Source organism: Microbispora sp. NPDC004025 (genome assembly GCF_053604425.1).
This window is the reverse complement of sequence record NZ_JBSGHN010000013.1, coordinates 1-11,090: the sequence shown is the minus strand read 5'-3', so window position 1 is coordinate 11,090 and position 11,090 is coordinate 1. Positions and strand designations below refer to the sequence as shown.

14 protein-coding genes are annotated in these 11,090 nt (G+C 72.1%); 8 read left to right on the top strand and 6 right to left on the bottom strand.

Going from position 1 to position 11,090, the window contains the following annotated elements; genetic code table 11:
* Positions 1-79: 79 nt before the first annotated feature.
* Genes ACWEQG_RS27980 through ACWEQG_RS27970 form a run of 3 tightly spaced genes read right to left on the bottom strand, consistent with a single transcriptional unit; the run spans position 80 to position 2,291 of the window.
* Positions 80-697, bottom strand: a complete 618-nt coding sequence (locus tag ACWEQG_RS27980) for a TetR/AcrR family transcriptional regulator (RefSeq protein WP_452289193.1) — start codon at positions 695-697, stop codon at positions 80-82.
* Positions 694-1,479 (bottom strand): class I SAM-dependent methyltransferase, encoded by a 786-nt coding sequence (locus tag ACWEQG_RS27975; protein ID WP_363467949.1) that lies wholly within the window; start codon positions 1,477-1,479, stop codon positions 694-696. Before ACWEQG_RS27975 ends, ACWEQG_RS27980 begins: the two co-directional genes overlap by 4 nt.
* On the bottom strand, positions 1,476-2,291 hold the full coding sequence (locus ACWEQG_RS27970) for a sugar phosphate isomerase/epimerase family protein (RefSeq protein ID WP_452289191.1): 816 nt from the start codon (positions 2,289-2,291) through the stop codon (positions 1,476-1,478). The genes ACWEQG_RS27975 and ACWEQG_RS27970 overlap by 4 nt, the downstream gene beginning before the upstream one ends.
* 163 nt (positions 2,292-2,454) lie before the next feature.
* On the opposite strand from ACWEQG_RS27970, the gene ACWEQG_RS27965 reads away from it, so the two are divergent.
* From ACWEQG_RS27965 to disA, 7 genes are all read left to right on the top strand, one after another.
* Complete coding sequence (locus ACWEQG_RS27965) at positions 2,455-3,153, top strand: class I SAM-dependent methyltransferase (RefSeq protein ID WP_452289189.1); 699 nt, start codon at positions 2,455-2,457, stop codon at positions 3,151-3,153.
* A 104-nt stretch (positions 3,154-3,257) separates the two neighbouring features.
* A complete protein-coding gene (locus ACWEQG_RS27960) occupies positions 3,258-3,638 on the top strand; it encodes a MerR family transcriptional regulator (protein ID WP_363467942.1) in 381 nt (126 codons plus the stop codon).
* Positions 3,635-3,949: a thioredoxin gene (gene trxA / locus ACWEQG_RS27955; protein WP_452289187.1), complete on the top strand. Its 315-nt coding sequence runs from the start codon at positions 3,635-3,637 to the stop codon at positions 3,947-3,949. The genes ACWEQG_RS27960 and trxA overlap by 4 nt, the downstream gene beginning before the upstream one ends.
* Positions 3,950-4,023: 74 nt before the next feature.
* Positions 4,024-4,425 carry an ArsR/SmtB family transcription factor gene (locus tag ACWEQG_RS27950; protein WP_452289185.1) on the top strand — a complete coding sequence of 134 codons (402 nt, stop codon included), beginning with the start codon at positions 4,024-4,026 and terminating at the stop codon, positions 4,423-4,425.
* Positions 4,422-5,069, top strand: coding sequence for an SRPBCC family protein (locus ACWEQG_RS27945; RefSeq protein WP_452289184.1), 648 nt, complete (start codon positions 4,422-4,424; stop codon positions 5,067-5,069). Before ACWEQG_RS27950 ends, ACWEQG_RS27945 begins: the two co-directional genes overlap by 4 nt.
* 35 nt (positions 5,070-5,104) lie before the next feature.
* Positions 5,105-6,532: a DNA repair protein RadA gene (gene radA / locus ACWEQG_RS27940; protein WP_363467933.1), complete on the top strand. Its 1,428-nt coding sequence runs from the start codon at positions 5,105-5,107 to the stop codon at positions 6,530-6,532.
* 204 nt (positions 6,533-6,736) lie between these two features.
* A complete protein-coding gene (disA, locus tag ACWEQG_RS27935; RefSeq protein ID WP_452289182.1) occupies positions 6,737-7,825 on the top strand; it encodes a DNA integrity scanning diadenylate cyclase DisA in 1,089 nt (362 codons plus the stop codon).
* Between the two features lie 16 nt (positions 7,826-7,841).
* Here disA and ACWEQG_RS27930 read toward each other — a convergent pair whose 3' ends face one another.
* Positions 7,842-8,543, bottom strand: a complete 702-nt coding sequence (locus ACWEQG_RS27930; RefSeq protein WP_452289180.1) for a hypothetical protein — start codon at positions 8,541-8,543, stop codon at positions 7,842-7,844.
* 137 nt (positions 8,544-8,680) lie between these two features.
* Here ACWEQG_RS27930 and ACWEQG_RS27925 point away from each other — a divergent pair, with 137 nt between their 5' ends.
* Positions 8,681-9,547 (top strand): A/G-specific adenine glycosylase, encoded by an 867-nt coding sequence (locus tag ACWEQG_RS27925; protein ID WP_363467920.1) that lies wholly within the window; start codon positions 8,681-8,683, stop codon positions 9,545-9,547.
* Between the two features lie 9 nt (positions 9,548-9,556).
* Here the strand turns inward: ACWEQG_RS27925 and ACWEQG_RS27920 are convergent, their stop codons facing one another.
* Together ACWEQG_RS27920 and ACWEQG_RS27915 are read right to left on the bottom strand one after the other, a co-directional pair.
* Positions 9,557-10,492, bottom strand: coding sequence for a TIM barrel protein (locus ACWEQG_RS27920; protein ID WP_452289178.1), 936 nt, complete (start codon positions 10,490-10,492; stop codon positions 9,557-9,559).
* Between the two features lie 374 nt (positions 10,493-10,866).
* Positions 10,867-11,090, bottom strand: a 224-nt coding sequence (locus ACWEQG_RS27915) for a hypothetical protein (RefSeq protein WP_363467916.1), incomplete at its 5' end; no start/stop codon positions are given.

The following is an 11,090-nucleotide window of genomic DNA, read 5'->3' as shown; positions in this document are numbered from 1 at the left end:
TTCCGGTCACCGCGGTTCCCGCCGACGGCACGATACTAGAACAAAGCTCTATAAGAGGGTATGCGAGGGATGCCCCAACTTATCCGGCCAGGTAACGCTGCACGGTCGGGGCCAGCAGCGCGACGAGCTCCTCGAGGTCGGCGGAGGCGATCGGTTCGAACCGGAGGATGTACCGCGTCATCACCACGCCGAACAACTGCGCGAAGGCGGCCTCCATCCGCAGCGGCGGAACGTCGAGCGCCTCGGCCACCCGGCCGAGGACGGCCGTCGTGAAGAACTCCCGCACCATGCCGACGGCCTGCTCGTTCACCATCGCCGTCCGTACGAGCCCCAGCAGCGGCTCTCTGGCCGCCGGATCGGCCGTCATCGTCAGGATGAAGCGGACGAGGCGCTCGCCGACCTCCTCACGCGGCCCCGACAGGATGAGGGGAAGCGCCGACGAGGGGTCCATCGGCAGCCGCATGGCCGCGACGAACATCCCCTCCTTGCTGTCGAAATAGTGGTGGACGAGAGCCGGATCCACACCGGCCTCCCGGGCGATGCCGCGGATCGTGGCCTTATCGAACCCCTTCTCGGCGAAGACCCGGCGCGCCGCGGCCAGGATCTCCCCGCGCGTGTCCGCCGCGCCGGGACGCCGGCCGGGCCGTCGCCCCGGCCGCCGCCTGCCCCCCGAGACCTCGGGAACCTCTGTCGTCACATCGCTCCCCGCCGGCCCTTACGGCCCACCGCGAGGTAGACGCGCATGGGAACGGTCAGCCGCCCGTCGGGGAAGACCCGGCCGAGCTCGGCGCGCTCCCGGGCGAGCAGCTCCGTCGCCACACCGCCCTCCATGCTCGCTATGTACGAGTGCGAGCGCAGGTCGGTGAGGAAGTCCTCAAGCGGCACCGACCTGGTCCAGTCGACCCAGGTCTCGGCCACGGACAGCCCCGAGTCGGACATCGCCGCCGCCATCGGCGGCATGCTCCATCCGGGCAGCACGGGCCCGATGTAGCCGGGGCACGACTCGGCGAGCCGCACCTGGTTGGCCGCCAGCCAGTCCGCCTTGCCGGGGTCCACCGTGTTCCACCAGCCCGCGACCGCGCCGCCGTCGCCCACCACCCGTACGGCCTCGGCCACCGACAGCGCGGGGTCCAGCCAGTGCCACGACTGCGCGTACGTCACCAGGTCGGCCGCGCCCGCGCGCAGGGGCAGGTCGTTCCCGTCGGCCAGCAACGCCGGGCAGTCCGTACGGACACGCAGTCGCGCCAGCATCCGCTCCCCGCGGTCCACCGCGACGACCCGGGCGCCGCGGTCGAGCAGGCCGCGGGTCGAGATGCCCGTGCCCGCTCCCACGTCGATCACGGTCGCCCCGGCGAGCCGGATCCCCGACAGCGTCTCCAGCGCCAGGTAGAGAGCCTCCGGGTAGTGCGGCCTGGCCGCGTCGTACTCCTGGGAGACACGGTCGAAGACCCGGTGGCTGTCGGCGAGTCGTTCGTTCATGAGGCGGTCGACGAGGCGGCGAAGTGAAGTCTCGCGAAGGCGAGCGCCTCGGTCAGGTCCTCGATGCGCTCGGAGCGGCTCGTGGCCTTGCGTGTGTTGATCTCCAGGACCACCAGCCCCTGGTACCCGTTGCCGGCCAGGCGCTCCAGGATCGGCGCGCAGGGCTGGGAACCCCGGCCCGGCACCAGGTGCTCGTCCTTGTTGGTGGTGCCCACGCCGTCGGCCAGGTGCAGATGGGCCAGCCGGTCGCCCAGTTTGGTCGCCATCTCCATCGCGTCGGTGCCCGACACCGCCGTGTGGGACAGGTCGAGCGTCACGTCGGGGAAGTCGTAGTCGACGGGGTTCCAGTCCGGCGCGTACGGCACGACCTCGTTGCCCCTGGCCCGCAGCGGGAACATGTTCTCCACCGCGAAGACGACGTCGGTCTCCTCGCGCATCCGCGCCAGGCCCTTCTCGAACTCCCTGGCGTAGTCGCGCTGCCAGCGGAAGGGCGGGTGGACCACCACGGTCTGCGCGCCCAGCCGCTCGGCCGCCTCGCGGGCCCTGCGCAGCTTCATCCACGGATCGCGGCCCCACACCCGCTGGGTCACCAGCAGACAGGGCGCGTGCACGGCCAGGATCGGAATCTGGTAGTGGTCGCGCAGCCGTTGGAGGACCTCGACGTCCTGACTGACCGGGTCCTGCCCGACCATGATCTCTACGCCGTCGTACCCGAGCCTGGCGGCCAGCTCGAAGGCGTCCGGCGTACGCTCCGGGTACACCGACGCCGTCGACAGCGCCACCTTGCCGCTGGGCACGCGGATGTCACTCATGAGGCCAGCCTCCCCTGGCGGCCCCCGGGCACGTTCCAGTCCCGTGGCCGTGGCCGTCCGTTCGCTCCCTGCGCCCGTTCACGGATCCAGCCTAAGCCGCACCCGCGCCGTGCGCCGCTTCGCCACAATCAACTACCCAAGGTCGCGAACTAATGTGGGCGCCATGGCACGGATCGTGAGCGGGGCGGTGCCCAGCCCGAACATCTGGAACACTCCCCAGATCTACGAGCTGGAGAACCTCGCCGTGGGACCCGCGGGCGCGGCCGAGGCGGCGATGCGGGCCGTACGGCCCTGGGACGGCGCGACGGTGGTCGAGATCGGCTGCGGCGCGGGCTTCCACCTGCCCGCGCTCGCCGCGTCCGCCGGGCGGGTCGTGGGCGTCGAGCCGCACGGCGGCCTGGCCGCCGCGGCCGCCGACCGTTGCGCGCCGCTGCCCAACGTCACGGTCCGTACGGGCACCGCCCAGGCGCTGCCCCTGCCCGACGCGTCGGCCGACGTGACGATCGCGCGCTGGGCGTACTTCTTCGGGCCCGGCTGTGAGCCGGGGCTGCGCGAGCTGGGGCGGGTGCTGCGCCGGGGCGGCGCGGCCTTCGTGGTGGACGTGGACGCCGCGCGCGGCGACTTCGGCCGCTGGTTCCGGCGGTCGCTGCCGTCGTACTCCCCCGACGCCGTGGAACGCTTCTGGTCCCGGCAGGGCTGGCGGCGCGAGGAGCTGGACCTGCGGATGACGTTCCGGTCCAGGGCCGACCTCGAGGCGGTGCTGCGCATCGAGTTCACGCCCGAGGTGGCCGGCGAGGCGCTGCGCGAGATCGACGGCCTGGAGATCGCCTACCCGAACGTCCTGCGCTGGCGGGAATTCTGAGCGCCACGCTTGACCTTGTCGTTGGCGTCAAGCTTTACCGTCGTGTCCCGTACGAGGTGTCTCGTACGAAGGCCGCAGCGGGTGGACGAGGCCGAGGAGGGCCGATGCGGATCGGCGAGATGGCCCGGCGCGCGGGAGTGAGCACCCGGGCGCTGCGCTACTACGAGCAGCGGGGGCTCATCCGGTCGCGCCGCTCGGCGAACGGATATCGCGAGTACGACGAGTCGGACGTCCGGATCGTCACCGAGATCCGGGGGCTGATGTCGGTCGGTTTCACGCTGGACGACGCCCGTCCGTTCGTGGACTGCCTGCGGTCCGGCCATCCGTCCGGGAGCTCCTGCCCCGAGTCGGTCGCGGTCTACCGGCGCAAGCTGGCCGAGATCGACGACCAGATCCGCGACCTGCTGGCCCGCCGGTCCGAGGTGGCCGCCCAGTTCGCCGAGGCCTGCCCCGGCTGCCTCTTGCCACGACGAGGAGAATCATGATCACGCTGACCGCGGAGAACTTCGACGAGCAGGTGCTGCGCAGCGACAAGCCGGTGCTGGTGGACTTCTGGACCGACTGGTGCCCGCCCTGCAAGATGATCGCCCCGATTCTCGAGGAGATCGCCGCCGAGTACGGCGACCGGCTGACGGTCGCCAAGATCAACGCCGACGAGCACCAGGAGATCGCGCAGCGGTACAACATCCTGGGCTTCCCCACGCTCAACCTCTATCGGGACGGCGAGGTGGTCCAGCAGATCAGGGGCGCCAAGCCGAAGCGCCTGCTGCTCGCCGACCTCGCGGGCCACTTCTAGCCGGTCTCGTCCGATACCGAGAGCCACTTATATAAGCATTGACTTTTATAAGTGGCTCTCGGCATAGTGGGCGCGTGCACGCATTCGACGCGCTGGGGGATCCGGTGCGACGCCGAATCCTGGAGCTGCTCTCACACGGCGAGCAGACGTCGGGCGCGCTGACCTCGGTCATCCGCGCCGAGTTCGGGATCTCACAGCCGGCGGTCTCCCAGCACCTGCGGGTGCTCCGCGAGTCCGGGCTCACGTCCGTACGCGCCGAGGGCACGCGGCGGCTGTACGCCGTCGACCCCGCGCCCCTGCGGGAGGTCGACGCATGGCTGGAGCGGTTCCGCGGCTTCTGGGAGCAGCGGCTCGACGCGCTCGGGACCGAGCTGGCGCGGGGAAAACGGGAGCGGCGGCTCGGCGGCGGGGATGCCCACCACACAGCCCATGACACAGCCCACGACGGGCGGACCGACGAGGAAGAACGGCGATGAGCGACTTCACCGACCTGATCAACCAAGCCCACCGCACGGTCGGCAGGCGCGACCTGCCGGAGGGCGAGGCCCGCACGGTGCTGCTGCGCCGCACCTACGACACCGGCATCGAGGACGTCTGGGACGCCTGCACCGACCCCGAGCGGATCGGCCGCTGGTTCCTTCCGGTGAGCGGCGAGCTGAAGCTCGGCGGGCACTACCAGCTCCAGGGCAACGCGGGCGGGGAGATCCTGGCCTGCGAGCCGCCGCGGCTGCTGCGGGTGAGCTGGCTGTTCGGTGAGAACCCCGGCTTCAGCGAGGTCGAGGTGCGGCTGAGCGCGGAGGACGACGGGCGCACCGTGTTCGAGCTGGAGCACGTCGCCGTGGTGCCGCCGGAGTTCTGGGACCGGTTCGGGCCGGGGGCCACGGGCGTCGGCTGGGACCTGGCGCTGCTCGGCCTCGGGCTGCATCTGCGCGGCGAGATGATCGACGACCCCTCGGCGTGGGAGCAGTCGGAGGAGGCACGGGAGCTCATGCGGCTCAGCAGCGACCTGTGGGGCGAGGCGTACCGGGCCTCCGGCGCGCCGGACGACGTGGTGGCCGCCGCGGTCGCCGGCACCACCGGCTTCTACGTGCCGGAGAAGCCGGAGACCCCGGAGAAGTAGGCGGATTGTCGGCGGCGCCCGGTAACCTCCGGCACGTGAGCAAGGCAGCGAAACCGGCGTACCGGTGCGGCGAGTGCGGCTGGACCACGGTCAAGTGGGTCGGCAGGTGCGGGGAGTGCCAGGCGTGGGGCACGGTCGAGGAGGCCGGGGCGCGGCAGGGCGTCCACGTCGTCAAGCCGGGCGCGGTCTCCGCCCCCGCCGTCCCGATCGGCCAGGTGAAGGCCGAGTCCGTCAGCGCGCGGACGACCGGGGTGCCCGAGCTCGACCGCGTGCTCGGCGGCGGCCTCGTCCCGGGCGCGGCCGTGCTCCTCGCGGGAGAGCCCGGCATCGGGAAGTCGACGCTGCTCCTGGAGGCCGCCGCCCGCACCGCCCGGGGCGAGACCGTCCTGTACGTGACCGGTGAGGAGTCGGCGGCCCAGGTGCGCATGCGGGCCGACCGCATCGGCGCGATCGAGGACAGGCTCTACCTGGCCGCGGAGACCGACTTGTCCGCCCTGGTGGCGCACGTCGAGAAGGTGCAGCCGAGCCTGCTCATCGTCGACTCGGTGCAGACGATCGGCTCGGCCGACGCGACCGGAGTGCCCGGCGGCGTGACCCAGGTCAGGGAGGTCGCCGGCAACCTGGTGCGCCTCGCCAAGGAACGGGCCATGTCCACGGTGCTCGTGGGCCACGTGACCAAGGACGGCACGATCGCCGGGCCCCGGGTGCTGGAGCACCTGGTCGACGTCGTGCTCCACTTCGAGGGCGACCGCAACTCACGGCTGCGCCTGGTGCGCGCGGTGAAGAACCGGTTCGGCCCGATCGACGAGGTGGGCTGCTTCGACCTGCACGAGCGAGGCATCACCGGGATCACCGATCCGAGCGGGCTGTTCGTCTCCCGTCATCCCGAGCCGGTGCCGGGCACCTGCGTCACCGTGACCATCGAGGGCACCCGGCCCATTCCCGCCGAGCTGCAGGCCCTGGTCGGCCCCACCGAGGCTCCCCAGCCCCGCCGCACCTCCTCCGGCCTCGACTCCTACCGGGTGGCGATGGTGCTCGCCGTCATGGAGCGGCGGCTCCACGCCAAGATCGGCAAGTGCGACGTCTTCACGGCGACGGTGGGCGGGATCCGCCTGACCGACCCCGCCGTGGATCTGGCGCTGATGCTGTCGGTCGTGAGCGCGGCCGGCGACCAGGCGCTGCCCGCCGGGCTCGTCGCGCTGGGCGAGGTCGGCCTGGCGGGCGAGCTGCGGCCCGTGCGGGAGGTGCGGCGGCGGCTGGCCGAGGCGGCCCGGCTCGGCTTCACCAAGGCGCTGGTGCCCTCCGGCTCGCTCGAGGAGGAAGGCCCCCGCCTGGAGGCCTCGGCGAGCCGGGGACGTCTCGTGGCGCTGCGCTCGCCGGCCGGCCGTACGACGCCGTTCGCTCCGGGCTTCGAGGTCACGGAGGTGGAGAACGTGTGGGACGCGCTCAACCTCATGCGGTAGCCGCCCTGATCGGCCATGACACCGGTGAGCACGGCGTTACGCCGGTAAACTCTGTTGCCTGCCCGTCGGCCGTGGTCTCGCCCCCGCGCCCCCGAGGGGCTCTCACAGGGCCGTCCGCGGCGCGCCTCGCGGACCTCGCCACGACAAGGGATCGGTAGGACGACGATCTGACGGATACGACCGGGCGAGCCCACTGGGGTGCATGTGCTGGACAACGACAAGGCGATCGACGACCGCAGAAGGGCCGTGCTCGCCTCGCTCGCCCCGGGGACGGCGCTGCGTGACGGCCTGGAGCGCATCCTGCGCGGCCACACCGGAGGCCTGATCGTCCTCGGGTACGACCGCACGGTCGAGGACATCTGCACCGGCGGCTTCACGCTCGACGTCGAGTTCTCCGCGACCCGCCTGCGCGAGCTGGCCAAGATGGACGGCGCGATCGTGCTCGACACGGCCCATCTCAGGATCGTGCGGGCCGCCGTGCACCTCGTGCCCGACCCGGCCATCCCCACCGACGAGTCCGGCACCCGGCACCGTACGGCGCAGCGGGTGGCCAGGCAGACCTCGCTACCGGTCATCGCGATCAGCAAGTCGATGCGGATCATCGCGCTCTACCTCGACGGCATCCGTCACGTGCTGGAGGAGTCTGCCGCGATCCTGTCCAAGGCCAACCAGGCCCTGGCGACGCTCGAACGCTACAAGAAGCGGCTCGACGAGGTCGCCGGCAACCTGTCGGCCCTGGAGATCGAGGACCTCGTCACGGTCCGCGACGTGGCCGTCGTCGTGCAGCGCCTGGAGATGGTCCGGCGCATCGCCCGTGAGATCGAGGGATACGTCGTCGAGCTCGGCACCGACGGGCGGCTGCTGTCCCTCCAGCTCGACGAGTTGTTCGCGGGCGTGGAGACCGACCGCGTGCAGATCATCCGTGACTACGCGCCCGGCTCGCTCGGCGCCCGGCCGTACGGGGACGCCGACGCCATGCGGGAGCTGGACGAGTTGTCCTCCGGCGACCTGCTCGACCTGTCGAAGGTGGCCCAGGTCCTCGGCCATCACGGCGGCGACGCGCTCGACACACCGGTCAGCCCGCGCGGCTTCCGGCTGCTCACCAAGGTCCCCCGCCTGCCCGGGGCGATCGTCGACCGCCTCGTGAGCCACTTCGGCGGCCTGCAGAAGCTGCTCGCGGCCACCACCGGCGACCTCCAGGCCGTCGGCGGCGTGGGCGAGACCCGGGCGCGCAGCGTCCGCGAGGGCCTGTCCCGGCTCGCCGAGTCGTCCATCCTGGAGCGCTATCTCTGACGAGGGCGCACCTCGTTCAGCGCAGGTGGAAGACGATCTTCGGGCTCTTGAGCCGGCCCGCGTGCGCCGTCGCGACGTACGTCCCCGCGTCTGCGGGCGACCGCTTGCCCGCGCACGTGCTGCCCGAGCGGTGACGGTCCCACCGGATGTTCTGGACGTAGGGGATGCCGCGCTGCAGCAACTGCCTGTCCACGCCGTCGCCCGCCACACAGTCGGCCGTCGACCACACGCGCTCGCCGCCCGACAGCACCCGCATCTCCAGCGTGCGCGGCCCCACGTCGACGGTGCACTCGACCTTGCCCGTGCTCACGACCGTCAGCAGGAAGTTCGGCGTGACGCCCTTGCCGTACACGTCCTGGCCGGTTTGCAGCGCGAGCACGAGGTCCTTCTCGTCACAGGGGTCGCCGGGGCGCCGCGGTCTGCCGGGCGAGGGCGAGACGCCCGCGGAGGCGGACGGCGACGGATGCCCCGGAACGGCGGCGGAGGCGGCGGCGGGTGTCTTCGGAGCCAGGCCGGCGGGCAGCGAGACGACCAGCCGGTCGGACGGGGTCGCCCTGACCGCCGCTGCGGTCTCGTCCGACCGTCCCGAGGCGCTGCTGCACGCCCATGCCACGACCGCCACCACGACGAGCATCCCCGTGAGCACCGACACGCGGCGGCGCCAGTAGACGTCCGCCCCCTCGACGCCCATGTCGCCACGGAATGTGTCCGGATCCATACGGACAGTATGGAGAGCCCTGGCGGGTCAGAGGGAACGGCTCGCTGAACCTTGCCCTTTCCCAGGTCGGAGCCTCGCCGGACCTTTGCGCAATCAGGCGCCCGTTCGCAGCCCGGGCAGCCCGGTACAGTCGGTGCGTGTCCGCCTCCCTGCGTGAGCCCATCCTCGACTGGTACGCCGAGCACAACCGCGACCTGCCCTGGCGGCGGCCCGACGCGACCCCGTGGGGCATCCTGGTGAGCGAGATCATGCTCCAGCAGACGCCCGTCGCGCGGGTGCTGCCGATCTGGACCGAGTGGATGGAGCGCTGGCCCACCCCGGAGGCGCTCGCGAAGGAGTCCCCCGGCGAGGCCGTACGCCACTGGGGGCGGCTCGGCTATCCGCGCAGGGCGCTCAACCTCCACGCGTGCGCCCGGGCCATCACGGCCGGCCATGCCGGTCGCGTGCCGTCCACGTACGACGAACTGCGGGCGCTGCCCGGGATCGGCGACTACACGGCGGCGGCCGTGGCCAGCTTCGCGTACGGCGGCAGCCACGCGGTGCTCGACACGAACGTGCGGCGGGTGCTGGCCAGGGCGGTGCGCGGCGAGGAGTACCCGCCGAAGGCGCCGACGGCGGCCGAGCGGCGGCTCGCCGAGTCGCTCGTGCCCCCGGTGGGCGCGCCGCGCTGGGCCGTGGCCGTGATGGAGCTGGGCGCGCTGGTGTGCACGGCCAGGGCGCCCCGCTGCGAACGCTGCCCGGTCACCGCGCAGTGCGCCTGGCGGCTGGCCGGGCGTCCGGCCCACGACGGCCCGGCGCGCCAGGGCCAGACGTACGCGGGGACCGACCGGCAGTGCCGCGGACGCCTGCTCGCCGTGCTCCGCGAGGCGCACGGGCCGGTCCCCAAGGACGCGCTCGACGCCGTCTGGGCCGACCACGTGCAGCGTGAGCGCGCACTGGACGGCCTGCTGGACGACGGCCTGGCCGAGGTCCTTCCCGACGGCACCTATCAGTTGCCCTCCTGAGCCGCCTCCTCAGGCGGCGAGCTTGAGGCCGAGCGCGGTGAGGTTGCGGCGGGTCCAGTCGAGCTCGTCGGCGAGCTTCGCCACCAGGGCGGCCGGCCCCTTCGTCTTGGGGGCGGTCCCGTCGTGGGCCTCCACCTCGATGTGCGCGGTGCCGTTCACCGCCCCGGACAGGATCGCGGCGAGCGTGTCGGCGATCACCGGCTGAGTGCTGGGGATCTCCTGGCTGTGGTTGTGCACGTGGTTGAGCTTGACCACGGGAGCCCCGGCGAGGGCCAGCCCGCGCAGCGCCGCGTCCGACTCCCCCGCCCCGCAGGACAGGTGGCAGGCGTCGAGGCAGACGCCGAGGTGATCGGAGTCGATGTCGCAGACCCGCTCCAGGGCCTGCTCGGTGGTCTCCAGGACGCAGCCGGGCCAGGGCTCGAAGCCGACCCTGATCGTCTTTCCGGTGACGCTGTAGAGGCCGCGAAGCTCACGCGACAGCCGGTCGAGCCGGCGAGAGGCGATGGAGTGCAGGTCGGCGGGCCAGTCACGGCGCCAGCCGATCGGAATGGTGGAGATGCTGCCCGACTGCACGTCGTCCGGCAGCAGGAACGCGAGGATCTTCGCCAGCGCCATGGTGTAGCGGTAGCGCTCGGGCTTGGCCCAGTCGGGTCCCGGGACCTCCTGGTTGCGCCCGCCGGTGCCGTTCAGGCTCACGCACTCCAGGCCGCGTTCCTCCAGCGACCGGCGCAGTCGTACGAGCTCGATGCGGTCGGCGATGAGGTGGTCCGCCACGGCGGGGGCGAGCCACAGGCCGATCCCCAGCCGGTCGACTCCCAGCTTCCTGCGCACCGGCACGGCGTAGCGCGTGAGGTGGGCGATCAGGTTCTCCAGATCCTCGGCGGGATGTACGCCCGCGTTGTAGGCCAGGTGAACCAGCGTCCCGTCGTCGTGCAACAGGCGCATCAGCTGCCTCCAAGGCTTGTGCACTTTTCCGGACCGCCATTTCGCCCACAGGGCGTGTCCCGACCGCACGGGACTCCGGTCCTCCTACCACCGGGCTCTCGCCCGGGTGGACCGAGCTTCCCCCGTGCGCCCGGTCCGGCGCGTCCGCCCCGCAGCGGATTGTCCGGTACGCCGCGGGGATGACATGGCTGTCCCCACGCGCTCGCGGTGTGCCGGACGCGCGGCTGACTCTACACAGTGTAGTACTACGTTTGGTGGCGTGATACCGGTTCTCGCCTATCGGGCCCGCAGTGATCGCACACGGTAGGCCGGAAACGACCGAGGGGCGCTCCTTGCGGAGCGCCCCTCGGGTGGAACGGGTTATCGCGGACCGATCAGTGCTGGATCGCCTCCGCGATCGAGGCCGCCGAGTCCGGGACCGACGGGCTCTTCGCCTCGCCGACGAAGGTGAACTTGGCCGCGTCGCCTTCGCCCTCGATGTCGATCTTGACGACCTGGCCGGGCCGCAGCTCGCCGTAGAGGATCTTCTCCGACAGCGTGTCCTCCAGCTCGCGCTGGATGGTCCGGCGCAGCGGACGCGCGCCCATGACCGGGTCGT